This is a genomic window from Janthinobacterium sp. UMAB-56 (assembly GCF_900095265.1).
In the GTDB taxonomy this organism is placed as follows: domain Bacteria; phylum Pseudomonadota; class Gammaproteobacteria; order Burkholderiales; family Burkholderiaceae_D; genus Janthinobacterium.
Map to the genome: position 1 here is coordinate 226,615 of NZ_LT607658.1, position 15,692 is coordinate 242,306.

Consider the following 15,692-nt stretch of genomic DNA (forward strand, 5'->3'; position numbering starts at 1 on the left):
TTCAACTGATTGTAAAAAATATGGCAGATGATCTCACATTAATTGTTGGCGGTCGGAAACTGTCGGGTTGGACCTCTATCCGTGTATCGCGCGGCATCGAGCGCTGCCCGAGCGATTTCGACGTGATGATGACCGAGCTTTATCCAGGCGACGTCGGCGCTTTCGTTATTCAGCCTGGCGATGCATGCCAGGTGCTGCTAGGCGCTGACCTGGTCATCACAGGCTACGTCGACCGCCTGGTGCCATCGTTTAACGCCGGCCAGCATGCCTTGCGCGTAATGGGCCGCAGCAAGTGCGCTGACCTGGTCGACTGTGACGCCGAGTGGCCTGGTGGTCAGATCACCGGGTCGAGCGTGCTGGAGATCGCCCGCAAGCTTGCATTGCCGTACGGCGTGTCCACTACTGGTGCAGATGCAGTGCCGATTACGGTGTCCACGGACGTGACCGATTCAGATCCGCCTATCCATCAATTTAACCTGATGCTTGGCGAGAAGGCTTTTGAGATCATCGAGCGGCTGTGCCGATATGCGGCGCTGCTGGCCTATGACGATCCTGCTGGCAACTTGTTCCTGACCCGCGTTGGAAAAGTTAGTGCGGCCAGCGGTTTTACCCAGGGGAAGAACGTGCAGTCGGCTTCGCTGGAGTACTCGATGGACCAGCGTTATTCCGAGATCCTGGCATTTATCCAGAATGTCGATACATTCTCCGATGCCGGTGATGGCGGCAATTTCGTCATGAAGGTAAATGACGAAAACGTGCCGCGTCATCGCCGCAAGGTGCTGATCGCCGAGAGTGGTGATGCCAACTTTAACGTACTGCGGCAACGCGCTGACTGGGAGCGTTCGCGCCGCTCGGGCCGATCGCGGCGGCTGCAGCTGGTGACGGATGGATGGCGTGACTCGGCTGGCAAACTTTACCAGCCAAACACGCTGGTGCCGGTCGATTTTCCTGCCCTGAAGCTGGCCCCTACAACCTGGCTGATCAGCGACGTGACATACAAGCGTGATGCGAACACAGGCACCACGTGCGAGCTGGTGATCATGCCGCCAACAGCTTTCGAGGTGCAGCCGATTCTGCTCGTCAAGGCGCTTGCTGAAGTTCCAGCAGCGGCGGGCAAATGATCGGGGCCATCGAACGGTTGTACCGCTGCGTCATGCTGGCTTTCGGGCGTGGCCGCATCACCTTCGTCGATGATAGCGGCGCCGTGCAAAAGCTGCAGGTACGGTTTGGATCGATGGAAATCATCGACAACATGCCGGCGCCACACGACTACGGCTATACCTGCCACCCGCCGATCGGCTCTGATGTGTTTGCGTCGTTCCTGGGCGGGAATAGGTCAAACGGCCTGGTCGTGTCGATCGGTAGCCAGGCTTACCGCATGAAGAACCTGGCTTCGGGCGAGGTGGCCATTTACGACGCGCTGGGCCAGTCGGTCCACCTGACGCAGGCCGGCATCGTGATCAACAGCGGTGGCTTGCCGATCACCATCAACGGCGATATCCAGCTGAATGGCTCATTGAACGCCACGGGCGATATTGTGGCCGACGGTATCAGCCTGGACCACCACAAGCACGGCGGCGTGCGGGTGGGCACTGATGAGTCAGGAGAGCCGGTATGAGCGACACCAGGACGATATGGATACGCGACATGGCGCGCGGCGACTGGGCGCACGACAACGCAAATCTGGCCAGCGGGGATGACCTGGAGACGGCAATCCTGATTAGCCTGTTCAGCGATCGGGAGGCAAGTTCTGACGACGTCATCTCGGATGGTACTGGTGATCCACGTGGCTGGATTGGCGACGTCGACCAAGACTACAAGATTGGCTCGCGCTTGTGGCTTCTAGAGCGCGCCAAGCAGACGCAGGAAACACTGCGGCTGGCAAACGACTACATCGCCGAGTCGCTGCAATGGCTGATCGATGACAGCGTGGTGGCCCGCTTCGACATCACGACTGAATGGACTCGTCCAGGCATGCTGGGAGCCAATTTGGTGGCGTATCAACAGAGTGGTGCGGCAATCGCATTTAATTTTAGCTGGGTATGGAGGGCAAACTAGATGCCATTTATTCGTCCTACATTGACCGAGATACGCAACCAGGTGTCGCAAGATATTGCATCAGGCTTTCCTGGAGCAGATCCGCTGCTGCGTTTTTCAAACCTCAACATTACTGGCGTGGCACAGGCCAACCTAGCCAACCTGCATTACGGCTATCTCGACTGGATCGCCAAACAGGCAGTGCCATTTACCGCTACTGACGAGTATCTGGAAGGCTGGGCGGCCCTGAAAGGAATTTACCGCCAGGCAGCGACCTCGGCCAGCGGCCGCGTGACGTTTAAAGGCGTTCCTGGAAGGGTGATCCCAAGCGATACGGGCCTGGTCCGCGGTGACGGCGTAACTTATACAACGAGTGAAGCCGCGCTCGTCGGCGAGGGAGGTACAGTTGAAGTGAACGCCGTTGCTGATCCTGACGCGGGTGGCCAGGCCGGCGCATTTGGCAATACGGTGGCGGGCAGTGTCATGACATTGGCGCAGGCCATCGAAGGTATTCAGGCCGGTGGGATCGTCACCACAGCATTTGTTGGAGGTTCCGATGTGGAGTCGTTCGATAGTTTGCGCAGTCGCATGCTGGTCCAGTATCAAACGCCGCCGCGCGGTGGTGCGCGCGACGATTATGTGACGTGGGCCAAGGACGTTCCAGGCGTTACCCGTGCCTGGTCGGTAGCGAATGTGCTGGGTATCGGTTCCGTGGTGGTCTACATCATGCTGGACCGGAGCCAGGTTGCACACGGTGGCTTCCCGCAGGGGATCAACGGTGCCGCGACTGACGAATCGCGTGGTACGCCTGCTACGGGCGACCAGTTGCGTGTAGCCAATCATATTTTGCAACTGCAGCCGGTAACTGCATTCGTTAACGTGGCGTCGCCGGCGCCAAACCCGGTGAATTTCATGATCCAAAATTTGCCGGTGGCGGCCAGGGCTATGGTGGAGGGCGCAATCGCTGATGTGTTTTTGCGCGATGGTGCTCCAGGCAAGCCGGTCGCTTTGGCGCATATTTGGTCAGCTATTTCCAGCATTTCTGGCGTCGATACTTTCGTCATCCTGGCACCGCTCGGCACGATAACTAATCCATCTGGTGCGTTGCCAGTTATTGGCACCATCACCTATACACAAACCACATGACAGCCTCTTTTTCAGCCCAGGATTACCTGGGGGCGCTGCAGGCATTAATGCCTCGCGGCCGGGTCTGGCCGCGCGACCTCGATGCCGCGCAGACCGGTCTTTTACTCGCCCTTGCGCAAGCGTATGAGCGCACTGATGCACGTTCCAGGGCCTTGCTTGTCGATGGTTTCCCTCTGACGGCGGTCGAGCTGCTGCCTGAATGGGAAGCAACTCTCGGCTTGCCTGATAGCTGTGGTGGTAACCCGGAAACAATTTCTGAGCGTCAGGCGCGCGTCGTGGTCAAGCTGCAGGAGCCGGGTGGTATGTCGAGGGCTTACTTCCTCAACCTGGCTGCCGTTCTTGGTTACGCGGACATGACTCTTACTGAGTTCGGTCCGACGAACTGCGAGATGACTTGCGAGGTAGCCGTGATGAATGAGCAGTTTCGCTTCCTCTGGAAAGTGAATATTCCGCACCAAGGCGACAACCATGCATTTTTCCGAGCCAGCACGCGGTGCGACGCCCGTATCGACAGCTATAGATTCGGCGCTTTGGAGTGCCAGCTGATGCGTCTCAAACCAGCGCACACACAAGTAGTTTTTACCTATATGGAGGTCGCTGATGCGGCGCATTGATGGATTGGACCCGGCAGTGGATCTGTTCGGTCCTGGTCGGCATGGATTTCAAGAGCAAGTGCCAGGGGTGTCGCTGGCCACAGGTCTGACGGCGACATGGTTTAACGCTGTTCAAGAGTCGATCGTACGGACTATCGAGGCCGCAGGCCTGCAGTTGTCCGAGGCTGATATGGATCAGTTCGTGGCGGCATTGGCGGTGCTCGATGCGGCCGCCCGCGAGGCGGCCATTTTTGCAGCAGCTATTGATGCGACCAACAAAGCAGCGGGCGCGCGGGCCGCAGCCATCGACGCGGCGGCACAGGATGCAACCAACAAAACGAATGCGGCGCGCATTGCAGCAGTAGCTGCAGCGGCCACCGATGCCACGGCCAAGGCCAACGCAGTGATTCCCAGTGGCACTCGCATGCTCTTCCAGCAGAGTGTTGCTCCAGTTGGGTGGACCAAGGACGTAACGCATAACGACAAGGCATTGCGGGTCGTCAGCGGCGCGGCCGGTTCCGGCGGTGCCATCGATTTTAGCTCCGCGTTTATTGCAGGCAGTGTCGGTGCGACCACGCTGACTGTCGCGCAGATTCCGGAGCACGACCATGGCACCCCGGTATTTGCTCGAGACGGCACGAGTGCCCATATCGGCGACGGGGGCGGGAGCGCAACCTATCCTGGTGTGCGCTCGGGCTCAAGCGGCGGGGGTGGCTCTCACACCCATACGCTCAATCTCGACATCAAGTATGTCGACATCATCATTGCAACCAAGAACTAAATATGAAACTTGAACCCGGAAAATTCTGCCCTTTGATTAAAAAAGATTGTTTACAGCTCGGCTGCAGCTGGTTCACGCAAGTGCGCGGCAAAAATCCACAAACAGGTGCTGATGTGGACGAGTGGGCCTGTGCGATTGTATGGATGCCCTTATTAACGATTAACACAGCAGATGAAGTGCGGCAGTGCGCCGCCGCCACTGAGTCATTGCGAAATGAACTAGCAGTCGCGTCGGCTGGAGCTTCGGCCATTCAATCTTTCATGGATATCCATGGTGCCAATAAGCGGCTGGTGTTTAATCAGAAGGTCCCAGAATGAAACGCATCGACACAGTAAATCGGGAGATTGATAAATTTGGTGCGGGAAAGGATGGGTTCCGGGCTGCTCGGCCAGGGGTCTCGGAGGCTACATATCTGTCTGCTGAATTTTTCAATGCTATCCAGGAAGCAATCGTACGTGTCATTGAACAAGCCGGATTGATCCCATCAAATGATCACAATCAGTTTGCTGATGCGATTGCATTGGGAAGTGCGACCGCCGTGCGATCCTTAAAGGAATCTCTTGTCGCGGAATCTGGTACTGAACTTATTGGCAATGGCGGTGAGACCGTCGCGCAATCTTTTCAGGCACTTCAACTTCCTGATTACGCAGCACTGAAAGCCTATGAGGGACCACGCCAACGCGTTGATGTATCTGGTTACCGTGTCACTGCAAGGCCTGCCCCAATTGCTGGTCAATTTGTGCTAGACCCATCCGATAACACTTCCATCACAGATGATGGCACCGTTTTCAGGGCTGCTGGCGGTGGGTGCTGGAAGCGAATATTTGAAGGTGGAATTTCAAGTGCTTGGTTTGGCTGTGACCATACCGGGCAGACAGACAGCACGGCAGCATTCCAAAAGTTCGCTAACTGCCTCTGGCGTGCGGTGAGTACCAACACGCCTTGGGCTGGGATTGGTCAGGGCCACCCAGTGGGAATTGTTGAGCCTGGACGCTTGCGCGTGACCGGAACAACGACCTTCCCAACAAATATTTTGCTGACGGCGCGCGCGCATCCGGCCAACACCGGTAGTCACACGCGAATCATCATGGATAGTACGGCGGTAACGCCCTCTGGCCGCTGGCAGGCTAGCTATCAGTTCCAGCAATTTAGCACGCGCCTCCCTACCACATCCAACGGGTTCTATTACCGCGCCAATACAAAGGGGGTATCCGGTGCGGTGGAGCCCGCTTGGCCTACTGCAGTGGGGGCGACCGTCACTGATGGGGATGTGACGTGGACCTGCTTTGCCGTGGTTTCCGGTGATAATCGAAATAAACCCATCATCAAATGGAGCCGTGCGAGCCTGGATGGCGCGATCCTGTGCAATGCGGCTGTGAATAGCACTGTGCAGTGGATGGAATTCTGGTATGTGACGGTGGGCAGCACATTTGATCTGCCGTTATCCGGGAGCGGCATCAACTATGGTGATTATCCAGACGGCGGATCGCTCTATTTTGACGTCGACGCAACCGATTTCCGCATCGTGCAGTGCGTGTTCCAGAATGCCCCAGCTCACATCCGAATTGCAGGGGTGGGCACCACGCCGGCGATGCGTTCGGATGGGTTTATTGGTAGCCGAGGCGTGAATTTATTTTTGGTGGATTGCGAACTTGACTCAGCTGGTGCGCATATCGACGCGAGTCTGAGTTATATCGATATTAACAACGCCAATGCTGAAATGTTCGGTGCCCGGAGTTACATCACCGGTTGTACTGGCCGCTACGTGCAAAACGGCGGGCGCATGTTCGGGGCACCCGGTGGTGTCTACGCCAGCATTCGTGCGCGCACCTCACACCTAGAATTATTCAAAATGTCAGGTGTTGATATCCAGCGCCAGGGATTCACGGAGGCTATCGATATTGACAGGACGGATGTGGTGGATATCGACTGCACGTTTAGTGGTGCCACAACCAGTAATGATGTCCGGTTGGTATTAGCGCGCGGCGGCCGGGTGACCGGTGTTTTCGACAATAGTGGATTCGACGCCCCTCCCGGCACTGGTCCATCGGACTATGTTGCGGCCATAAAGCTGGATGGCTGCCGTGGAGTGACTTGCTCACCAGTGCTGATGGCTTCTGCCACAGGTGGCGCGTTCAATGGCCATGGTGTCCTTACGGTATCAATCGCCGGTATTAGCTCTGATAATCTGATTCAGGGCTACAACATAACAGCACCCTACAACGGTGCAGGGCATGATGGATATGACCGTTACATAAATATCCAGCCTGCTGACCTGATTGGCCCCGGTAGTGAGGGAGGAGGAATTTTTCCCAAGCAGATTCTTCGTGGCTCAGGTGGTTTTTCGGTTCAGGGAACAAAACTCATCGCCGGCACGACGTATGGAGAAACGCAAAACATCAATTTAGCGGCCTTGATTATTTCCGATGGCGTGTATTTGGTGTATGCAAATTCGTATGCAAATAGTAATGGAGCCCTGCTCAACACGGCCACATTCATTTTCACGCAGCGGCAATCCGGCGGATCGGTCCTGCAGACTCTGGCTGGACCAACGAACAATGCAGGATCGGGTGCTATCAGCACGGGCGGGACCTCGGTCACGTATACCTATACTAATTTAACGCCATTCGTAGCCACACTTTCATACAACAGAATTTCAGATGGTAATTTCATCTGACTTTGTTGGCCTAGCTGCGGCTGCCGATCATCGTCAAAGTCGCATAGGCTTCCACGCCTCACTACAAACCCGCTTCGGCGGGTTTTTCATTTCCATCACCTGAGAGGCCCTATGGCAATTGAAACACCTGGTAGCACCGTGGCTGGCATTTCCTACGCGGTGCTGATCGGCGCATTTATCGGCTCAGCCGCTTCGCTGAGCTACGCCAAGGAAATGACGAAGCGCCAAGCGATGACGGCGTTCCTGGTCGGCGGCGCTGTCGCCTGCGCGGCCACGCCACTGGCCATCCACTACCTGAACGCACCGACCGAACTGGCCGGTGCTATCGCGTTTTTCTGGGGGCTGGGCGCCATGCGCGCTGTGCCCGTATTTTTTGCCCTGATCGACCGCACGCGCAATGCGAAATTGCCAACGCTGCCCGATCAACCTGATACAAAGGAGTAACCATGTCGCTGATTTCAATTATCCAAGCCGTTATCTGGATCTACGTCCTGTACCTGTGCGTCATCGAGCTGAACAAAATGACGCGGCAAACAGCAATGGTCGCGCGCCTGGGGCATGTTGCACTGTCGTGCGGCGCAGCGGCCGGCATCATGTCGGCGATTTCCGACCGCCAATTGTTCGAGCTGCTGATTGCCGCCGGCGTGGCCCTTCACATGACGTTCAACCGCCGAGGTGCAAAATGACGCTCGACCAGTTGATCAAGATCATGCCCAATGCCCGCGCCAAAGCGGGTATTTTTTTGCTCGCGCTCAACGCCGCCATGGCCGAGTTCGGCATCAACACGCCGGCGCGCCAGGCGTCGTTCCTGGCCCAGCTTGCGCATGAGTCCGGCCAACTGTTGTATGTGCGCGAGCTGGCCAGCGGCGCGGCGTACGAGGGGCGCCGCGACCTGGGCAACACGCAGCCCGGCGATGGCGTGCGCTTCCGTGGGCGCGGTCTGATCCAGGTGACCGGCCGCACGAACTACGCCGCATGCGGCAAGGCCCTGGGCCTGGATCTGCTGGCCAAGCCGGAACTTCTCGAACAAACCGTCAACGCCTGCCGCTCGGCTGGCTGGTTCTGGCAGTCCCGTGGCCTGAACGCGTTGGCCGATGCCGGTGACCAAGTGGCGGTGACGAAGCGCATCAACGGGGGGGCGAATGGCCTGGCCGAGCGGCAGGCGTATTTCAAGGTGGCGCAGCGGGTGCTGGCATGAGCGCGACCGTGTGGCGGGGAGTTGCCTTTGTACTGGCCACGCTGCTGGTAGCGGCCGGCGTCGGGATTGTTTGCGCCCACAGTGTTGGCGACCAGGAGGGATTCCAGCGGGCCACGTCCGAGCGCACCGCGCGCGATGCGGTCGCCATCGTCGCTCGCGTGCGCGATAACGCCGCGCTGTCGATCACGCAGGAAAACATCAACCAGATTATTACCAGGACTAAAAATGAAGAAACTGCCCCTGTTGTTCAGCGCATTTATGTTGACCGCGTGCGCGTCGGCGCCGGAACCTGTGGACCTGCCGGCGCGGCCAATGCCGACGGCGCCAGCGGCAGCGATGAAGCCGATCCATCCCGCCGGCTGGTACGCGACGACGTCGAGCGAGATACGCGAGCGCTGACCGAGGCGGTGGAGCAGGATCTGGCCACCGGCCGTGCATGTCAGGCATTTGTGCGGGAAAACGGCATGGCGCCGTAGGGAGTGGCTGATTGTTGCTGCGCTAACAGCAGCAATCAGCCGGTGCGCCGGGTGAGAAGGCTTGGATTACCTCGCGGGAGGGAATCCGACTCTATCACTAGGAGGTACACATTTTGGCTTTACCCATTATCCCCTGGATCGGCGGCAAACGACGCCTTGCCGATCGTATCATCCCCCAATTCCCGCCGCATACCTGCTACGTGGAGGTGTTCGCCGGCGGCGCCGCGCTGTACTTCATGCGGCCGCCGGCAGACGTCGAAGTGCTGAACGACGTCAACGGCGAGCTGATGAATCTTTACCGGGTCGTCCAGTGCCACTTGGAGGAGTTCGTGAAACAGTTTAAGTGGGCTTTGTCGAGCCGTGACATGTTTAAGTGGCTGCAGGAAACGCCGACGCAAACCCTGACCGACATTCGGCGCGCGGCCAGATTTTTCTACCTGCAGCAACAAGCCTTTGGCGGAAAGGTCGACGGGCAGACTTGGGGCACGGCCACTACGGCGCCACCGATCAACTTGCTGCGCATCGAGGAGAACTTGTCGGCAGCGCATCTGCGCCTGTCCAATGCCTATATCGAGAACCTGGACTGGTACAAGTGCATGGAGCGTTACGACCGGCCGCATACTCTGTTCTACCTGGACCCGCCGTATTGGGAGACTGCTGGCTATGGCGTTGAGTTCGAATTCGAGCAGTACGAGAAAATGGCCGAGTTGATGGGGCGATTGAAGGGCAAGGCCATTTTGAGCCTGAACGATCACCCTGATATTCGGCGTGTTTTTGAGCGCTTCCAGATGGATACGACCGGCATCCAGTACAACGTGGGCGGCGGCGGCAGAGCTGTCGAGCGCAGCGAGTTGATCATTTACAGTTGGGATAAGGCTGCGGAACCAGCAGGACTGTTCTAACTTTTTGTCATCTTAGCGACCAGTGCAGACGTCTGCACTGGCATGTGTAAGCGGTAGCTGCGACGTGGTCGGCGTGTCCAGCGTTTGTGCGTGAGAATGGTATGGCTGACTACCAGGTGTCGACCACCTTTAGCTGCCCTGGCTCAAGGGTTGTTAGTGGAGTTCCGGCTGCGGCCTGTGACAAAAGCGCAGTAATCGCTCCCGTGTGAATCAGATAGACGGCCATAGCGGAGGCTTCGATCTCGGCAGCATGTGAGGATTTAAAAAGTATAGGGGTCTGGATTTGAATGCTAGGCTCATAGGCCTCACCATTGTAGCCAGTGACGACGATCACTCCTTGATAGTGCCCGGTCTCAGTCGAGTTGACGAAGACCTGATACTCGTAGTCACCCAGCAGAGGCTGTTTTAGTTGTTTCATCGTTACTCCGTGAGATGATGCTTAATCATACACTGCCAAGTGAATACGTGAATTGTACATTAATGCTGTATTGAAAATATTGCATCAAAGTGGGAAAGTAACAGATGTGAAATATTCAAACATTGTGGCCGCAAGCTCACACCTCAGAGTCGATCTTTCGAATGGACTGTATAATTCCACAGTGCAACACAGCACCAAAAGTCATAACACCTGACTATAAAACATTCTCCCGCCCTGAACCTGCTGGCGTATTTGGTGTCCTATTGAGATGCATCAAATCTAAGGCAGATAATCATGACAATAGAGCAATCATTGCTTCGCATTATGGTGGTCGACGACAACCGTGACGCGGCTGATTTAATAGCTCAGTTCCTCGAAATTTACGGCCATCATGCCATCCCTGTTTATGGTGGTGCTGAGGCATTGAAGACTGCAGAATCATTCGACCCAGATGTCTTTTTTGTTGATCTTGGTATGCCCGACATGGACGGCCTGCAGGTCGTGTCAACTCTACGGCGATCGGCAAAATTCCAGACAACCAAAATAATTGCACTTACAGCGTGGGGCGATGACCTTGCAAGATCGCAAACTAAAGCCGTAGGCTTTGACCATCACTTGGTGAAGCCGGCCAATTTGGATGAAATATTGAATTTGATCCAGAAAGCTGCTTGATGTACCAGACGACTCTTCCTAGCGAAATGCCCAGCGGGTTTTCGCCAGAGTAGTCCGCATATTTGTTTACTGTACAACGTGCATCAGTCCGATATACTGTATGTATATACAGTATTTTTGGTTGGTGCTATGAAGATAAGAGTGGTAAAAATGCGGCAGGCAGGCGTGGCCGTGGAGCGCCGCATGCTGAACGACCGGTACACAGTGAAGTACCGCGGTCATTTACTCATCATGGACGTCACTGACCAGGGGCTGCGGCGCCCAGTGAAGGTTGCGCGTCTCATGCAGCCAGATAAGCCTTTGCCAAATCTGGAGCTGCTCGACCCGCACATCGTCTGGGCGAACGACGGTAAATTCACGTTGGCCGGCTTCGAGCGAACAACGAATGCGGAGGGAAAGGTGGTCGAGTTTGCGCAGTCCTGGCTTTGTGCGCTGGATCTGGCCCTGTCAGAGCCTGAAGCCGATACCAGGAACGTTCGACCAATGCGGTCATGAGCAAATTTCGAAAGCCCCTGACGACAGTCGAGCTGGTGGAAATCCGGCTCCGTAGCGATTCGCGGGACATGCGCGCCGTGCTGCGGGAGATCATGCGCCTGCGTGCAATCGTGTCGAAGGCGGACCAACTGGAGCGGAGTCTCGGGTCGACTGACGAGGCGGTAGAGACGATCCGCAGTGTTTTGCGTGCCGAGTTAGACGATGAGCCATCCATTGCGGAGTTGCTATGGAACGATCTAAACGCGCAATGAAAGGGCGGTAATGAGTAGGATTCGAGCGCCGCTCAGCATCGAGCAGTTGAAAGAGATCCAGGGTCGCAACGAGTCGGCCGACGTACTCACGCTGCTGTGGGAAATACGCCGCCTGCGCTCGATAGCATCTGCGGCTGACGAGTTGGAGCGCAGCTTGGGCCCGCGTGTGGGCTCGCCTGGGCTTCTCCGCGCTACGTTGCGCGTGAAGCTGGACGGCGAGCCTTGTTTCGTAATGATGTCGCCACCTGAATAGATTGTCGATCGTCGGATCGGACACGCTTTGCAGGTACTGGCCTATCCGACCGCGCGCTGTGGCGCTTCCGTAGCTTAGCTCACTACGTTGGAAAATAAGAAAAACCGTTGGAAAATGCAAAAAAGGGTTACAAGCCGAAGCATGTAACCCTTTGATTTTCCTACAATTCTGTGGGGTGGCTGATGGGGCTCGAACCCACGACAACAGGAATCACAATCCTGGACTCTACCAACTGAGCTACAGCCACCACTGTCTTACTTACCTGTTTAGCTGTTTTGCTGAACAGGTGCCGAATTATACAAAGAACTCGGCGAAGTGGCAAATCTAAATGCAGTCTTTTTTAAAGAATCGAAAGATTGCATGAAAACGGTCGCTTTTACTCACACCGCTCACACGGACAGGTGTGCGACGGGCGGCTGCAAGTCCAGCAAGCCGGCGAAGGCTTTCGCCAAGGCTTCGACGCTGGCCGTCGTGTAGCCCTGCAATTGCGGTGCGTCGTTGCTGGTGCGGCGCAAGCTCGCGGCGTCCAGCAAGCGGGCCAGTTGGCGCGCCACGGCGTCGCCGGTGTCCACCAGCGTGATCGTTTCCTGCGTATGCGCGCGTACCGTGCGCGTGATGGCGTCCTGCACGAAGGGGTAGTGCGTGCAGCCGAGCACCAGGGTGTCGACGCCTAGCTCCAGCATGGGCGCGATGTAGCGTTCCAGCATGGCACTGGTGGCGTCCAGCGGATCGTTGCCCAGCGCGCATTGCTCGATGCGGTCGGCCAGGCCTATGCAGGGCTGCAAGATGAACGTGGCGCCCGTGGCGGCGCTCACTTGCTCGCGCAGGGCCAGCAGCTTGTCGCCGCGCAAGGCGCGTTCCGTGGCCAGCACGGCGATCTTGCCATTGCGGCTGATGCTGGCCGCCGGTTTCAAGCCGGGCTCGACGCCGACGATGGGCAGGTCCGGGTAGCGCGCGCGCAGCGCCTTGATGGCGGCGATGGTGGCCGTGTTGCACGCCACCACCAATGCTTTCGCGCCTTGCTGCAATAAAAAGGCCGTGATCGCCAGCGAACGGTCGATGACTTGATGTTCCGTCTTGTCGCCATACGGCGCGTAGGCGGAATCGGCAAAGTACATTACATCTTCCTGCGGCAACTGCGCGCGGATATGGCGCAGCACCGACAGGCCGCCCACACCGGAATCAAAAACGCCGATGGGCGCGTCCGGGCGGGCAGTGCTTGCAATAGAAGTCATATAAAGCCGAAGAAGATAGAAAAACGCCGCGCTGGATTGCCGCGCGGCGTCTATGGTAGAGCTTGGTTAAACGACCGTCACGGGAATCTTGCTGACGCTATTGATCTGCTCGATCTTCGCCTGCCATTCTTTCGGACCCGTGTTGTGCACCGAAGTGCCTTTCGCATCCACGGCCACCGTCACCGGCATGTCGACGACGTCGAATTCGTAGATCGCTTCCATGCCCATGTCGGCAAAGCCCAGCACCTTGGCGTGCTTGATGGCTTTCGACACCAGGTAGGCGGCGCCGCCCACGGCCATCAGGTAAGCCGACTGGTGCTTCTGGATCGACTCGATGGCGACGGGGCCACGCTCGGCCTTGCCGATCATGGCGATCAAGCCCGTTTTTTCCAGCATCATGTCGGTGAACTTGTCCATGCGCGTGGCCGTGGTCGGACCGGCCGGGCCGACGGCTTCGTCGCGCACAGGGTCAACCGGACCGACGTAGTAAATCACGCGGTTCTTGAAATCGACCGGCAATTCTTCGCCACGGGCCAGCATGTCCTGGATGCGCTTGTGCGCGGCGTCGCGGCCCGTCAGCATCTTGCCGTTCAACAGCAAGGTCTGGCCCGGCGTCCACGAAGCGACTTCTTCTTTCGTCAGGTTGTTCAAGTCGACGCGCTTGGATTTTTCCGTGTCCGGCGTCCAGTGCACTTCCGGCCACGACGACAGCGATGGCGGCGTCATGTAGGCAGGGCCCGAGCCGTCCAGCACGAAGTGGCCGTGGCGCGTGGCAGCGCAGTTCGGGATCATGGCGACAGGCTTCGACGCGGCGTGCGTCGGGTGCATCATGATCTTCACGTCGAGCACGGTCGTCAGGCCGCCCAGGCCTTGCGCGCCGATGCCCAGCGAGTTGATCTTGTCGCACAGCTCGATGCGCAATTCTTCCAGCTTGTTTTGCGGGCCGCGTTGTTTCAGCTCAAACATGTCGATGTCTTCCATCAACACTTCTTTTGCCATCAGCATGGCTTTTTCTGCCGTGCCGCCGATGCCGATACCCAGCATGCCAGGCGGGCACCAGCCGGCGCCCATGGTCGGCACGGTCTTCATGACCCAGTCCACCAGCGAATCGGACGGGTTCATCATGATCATCTTGGATTTGTTTTCCGAACCGCCGCCCTTGGCAGCGACTTTCACGTCGACGGTGTTGCCTTCGACCAGTTCCATGTGCACCACGGCTGGCGTGTTGTCCTTGGTATTCTTGCGGTCGAAATGCGGGTCGGCCACGATGGAGGCGCGCAGCTTGTTGTCGTCGAAGTTGTACGCGCGGCGCACGCCTTCGTTGACGGCGTCGGTGACGGTGCCGCTGAAACCTTCGAAGCGCACGCCCATGCCGATTTTCAGGAAGACGTTGACGATGCCCGTGTCCTGGCAGATAGGACGCTTGCCTTCCGCGCACATGCGCGAGTTGGTCAGGATTTGCGCGATCGCATCTTTTGCCGCAGGGCTTTGCTCGGCCGCATAGGCGCGCGCCAGATGCTCGATGTAATCAGCAGGGTGGTAGTAGCTAATGTACTGCAACGCTGCGGCGACGGATTCGATCAGGTCTTCTTGCTTTATGACAGTCATGGTGTTCTCGCGGTGGATAAGAAGGGTAAGACTTTGATGCTGTTTGCTCATCAGCATGGGAGCGCCAGAACTTAGTGAGGCGCCCTGGCTTGGTTCTGGGTCACCGTCATGATGCGGTCCGTGTAGGCAATCGCCATGGCCGACAGGATGAAGACGATATGTATCACCGTTTGCGCGATGATCACTTCGATCTTGTACGAGTTGGCGTTGATGAAGGTCTTCAGCAGGTGGATGGACGAGATGCCGATGATGGCCATCGCCAGTTTCGTCTTCAGCACGGAAGCATTGACGTGCGACAGCCATTCCGGCTGGTCTGGGTGGTCATCGAGGTGCATGCGCGAAACGAAGGTTTCGTAGCCGCCGATGATGACCATGATCAACAGGTTCGAAATCATGACCACGTCGATCAGGCCTAATACCACCAGCATGATGGTCGCTTCGTTCAGCTTGGTCGGCAGGGCGCTGCCCGGCACGGCAACGGCCGTCAGCACGTGCTGCAGGGCCGCATCATTGCCGAACACGGCACCGATCAGGTCGGATAATTCCACCCAGAAATGAAATACATACACGCATTGTGCGAGGATCAGGCCCAGGTACAGCGGCAACTGCAGCCAGCGCGACATGAAGATGAAGGAAGACAGCGGGTGCAGCTTGGTATGTTTGGATGACGGTGGTAGGTGGTCGATCATGTGGGGTTTCCTGGGGGGAGTAAATACCAATTTTTGGTATGCCCGACATTTTACACTTGCTGCTGATGACTGCGCATGGCCTTGCTCCTGATTATGAGGTTTGATGAACCACAAAGTGGTATTGAACCTTCGGCGCACCGTGCATTTTCCCAGTGAAAATACTGTACGGCGTCCCCTTGACTCCTGTTGCCGAAGGCGCTTATGGTTAGCCTTGATAGGGGTAAAACGCTGCATAAACGCGACATGTAAGGCGTCCGTAAG

20 protein-coding genes and 1 tRNA gene are annotated in these 15,692 nt (G+C 57.2%); 16 read left to right on the plus strand and 5 right to left on the minus strand.

Annotated features, from left to right (window positions below; translation table 11 throughout):
- Window positions 1–20 precede the first annotated feature (20 nt).
- From K0F85_RS16280 to K0F85_RS16340, 13 genes are all read left to right on the plus strand, one after another.
- Window positions 21–1,121, plus strand: a complete 1,101-nt coding sequence (locus K0F85_RS16280) for a phage baseplate assembly protein (protein ID WP_219117016.1) — start codon at window positions 21–23, stop codon at window positions 1,119–1,121.
- Window positions 1,118–1,618, plus strand: coding sequence for a phage baseplate assembly protein V (locus tag K0F85_RS16285; protein WP_219117061.1), 501 nt, complete (start codon window positions 1,118–1,120; stop codon window positions 1,616–1,618). Before K0F85_RS16280 ends, K0F85_RS16285 begins: the two co-directional genes overlap by 4 nt.
- Entirely contained in the window at window positions 1,615–2,058 is a 444-nt protein-coding gene (locus K0F85_RS16290) for a phage GP46 family protein (RefSeq protein ID WP_219117017.1), read from the plus strand. The genes K0F85_RS16285 and K0F85_RS16290 overlap by 4 nt, the downstream gene beginning before the upstream one ends.
- The gene (locus tag K0F85_RS16295; RefSeq protein WP_219117018.1) at window positions 2,059–3,183 is read left to right on the plus strand and encodes a baseplate J/gp47 family protein; all 1,125 of its coding nucleotides are present in this window, start codon (window positions 2,059–2,061) and stop codon (window positions 3,181–3,183) included.
- Window positions 3,180–3,797: a YmfQ family protein gene (locus K0F85_RS16300; RefSeq protein WP_219117019.1), complete on the plus strand. Its 618-nt coding sequence runs from the start codon at window positions 3,180–3,182 to the stop codon at window positions 3,795–3,797. Before K0F85_RS16295 ends, K0F85_RS16300 begins: the two co-directional genes overlap by 4 nt.
- On the plus strand, window positions 3,784–4,557 hold the full coding sequence (locus K0F85_RS16305; RefSeq protein ID WP_219117020.1) for a hypothetical protein: 774 nt from the start codon (window positions 3,784–3,786) through the stop codon (window positions 4,555–4,557). Before K0F85_RS16300 ends, K0F85_RS16305 begins: the two co-directional genes overlap by 14 nt.
- Before the next feature lie 2 nt (window positions 4,558–4,559).
- A complete protein-coding gene (locus tag K0F85_RS16310; RefSeq protein WP_219117021.1) occupies window positions 4,560–4,874 on the plus strand; it encodes a hypothetical protein in 315 nt (104 codons plus the stop codon).
- The gene (locus K0F85_RS16315) at window positions 4,871–7,234 is read left to right on the plus strand and encodes a hypothetical protein (RefSeq protein WP_219117022.1); all 2,364 of its coding nucleotides are present in this window, start codon (window positions 4,871–4,873) and stop codon (window positions 7,232–7,234) included. Before K0F85_RS16310 ends, K0F85_RS16315 begins: the two co-directional genes overlap by 4 nt.
- A gap of 111 nt (window positions 7,235–7,345) precedes the next feature.
- On the plus strand, window positions 7,346–7,678 hold the full coding sequence (locus tag K0F85_RS16320; protein ID WP_065305786.1) for a hypothetical protein: 333 nt from the start codon (window positions 7,346–7,348) through the stop codon (window positions 7,676–7,678).
- Window positions 7,679–7,680: 2 nt separating this feature from the next.
- Window positions 7,681–7,920: a hypothetical protein gene (locus tag K0F85_RS16325; RefSeq protein ID WP_219117023.1), complete on the plus strand. Its 240-nt coding sequence runs from the start codon at window positions 7,681–7,683 to the stop codon at window positions 7,918–7,920.
- On the plus strand, window positions 7,917–8,432 hold the full coding sequence (locus K0F85_RS16330) for a glycoside hydrolase family 19 protein (protein ID WP_219117024.1): 516 nt from the start codon (window positions 7,917–7,919) through the stop codon (window positions 8,430–8,432). The genes K0F85_RS16325 and K0F85_RS16330 overlap by 4 nt, the downstream gene beginning before the upstream one ends.
- Window positions 8,429–8,908, plus strand: a complete 480-nt coding sequence (locus K0F85_RS16335) for a hypothetical protein (protein ID WP_219117025.1) — start codon at window positions 8,429–8,431, stop codon at window positions 8,906–8,908. The genes K0F85_RS16330 and K0F85_RS16335 overlap by 4 nt, the downstream gene beginning before the upstream one ends.
- 113 nt (window positions 8,909–9,021) lie before the next feature.
- Window positions 9,022–9,810 carry a DNA adenine methylase gene (locus K0F85_RS16340; protein ID WP_219117026.1) on the plus strand — a complete coding sequence of 263 codons (789 nt, stop codon included), beginning with the start codon at window positions 9,022–9,024 and terminating at the stop codon, window positions 9,808–9,810.
- 109 nt (window positions 9,811–9,919) lie between these two features.
- Here the strand turns inward: K0F85_RS16340 and K0F85_RS16345 are convergent, their stop codons facing one another.
- Window positions 9,920–10,228 (minus strand): hypothetical protein, encoded by a 309-nt coding sequence (locus K0F85_RS16345; protein ID WP_219117027.1) that lies wholly within the window; start codon window positions 10,226–10,228, stop codon window positions 9,920–9,922.
- A 294-nt stretch (window positions 10,229–10,522) separates the two neighbouring features.
- Between K0F85_RS16345 and K0F85_RS16350 the strand changes: the two genes are divergently transcribed.
- The 3 genes from K0F85_RS16350 to K0F85_RS16360 all read left to right on the plus strand — a co-directional run bounded on the left by K0F85_RS16350 (window position 10,523) and on the right by K0F85_RS16360 (window position 11,646).
- Complete coding sequence (locus K0F85_RS16350) at window positions 10,523–10,900, plus strand: response regulator (protein ID WP_219117028.1); 378 nt, start codon at window positions 10,523–10,525, stop codon at window positions 10,898–10,900.
- Window positions 10,901–11,083: 183 nt separating this feature from the next.
- The gene (locus tag K0F85_RS16355; RefSeq protein ID WP_219117029.1) at window positions 11,084–11,395 is read left to right on the plus strand and encodes a hypothetical protein; all 312 of its coding nucleotides are present in this window, start codon (window positions 11,084–11,086) and stop codon (window positions 11,393–11,395) included.
- Entirely contained in the window at window positions 11,392–11,646 is a 255-nt protein-coding gene (locus tag K0F85_RS16360; protein ID WP_219117030.1) for a hypothetical protein, read from the plus strand. Before K0F85_RS16355 ends, K0F85_RS16360 begins: the two co-directional genes overlap by 4 nt.
- 424 nt (window positions 11,647–12,070) lie before the next feature.
- On the opposite strand, the gene K0F85_RS16365 is transcribed toward K0F85_RS16360, so the two are convergent.
- The 4 genes from K0F85_RS16365 to K0F85_RS16380 all read right to left on the minus strand — a co-directional run bounded on the left by K0F85_RS16365 (window position 12,071) and on the right by K0F85_RS16380 (window position 15,431).
- Window positions 12,071–12,146, minus strand: a tRNA-His gene (locus tag K0F85_RS16365).
- A gap of 142 nt (window positions 12,147–12,288) precedes the next feature.
- Window positions 12,289–13,134: a glutamate racemase gene (gene murI, locus K0F85_RS16370; protein ID WP_219117031.1), complete on the minus strand. Its 846-nt coding sequence runs from the start codon at window positions 13,132–13,134 to the stop codon at window positions 12,289–12,291.
- 66 nt (window positions 13,135–13,200) lie between these two features.
- Entirely contained in the window at window positions 13,201–14,742 is a 1,542-nt protein-coding gene (locus K0F85_RS16375) for a fumarate hydratase (protein ID WP_219117032.1), read from the minus strand.
- A 71-nt stretch (window positions 14,743–14,813) separates the two neighbouring features.
- The gene (locus tag K0F85_RS16380) at window positions 14,814–15,431 is read right to left on the minus strand and encodes a YqhA family protein (RefSeq protein WP_219117033.1); all 618 of its coding nucleotides are present in this window, start codon (window positions 15,429–15,431) and stop codon (window positions 14,814–14,816) included.
- Window positions 15,432–15,692: the final 261 nt, after the last annotated feature.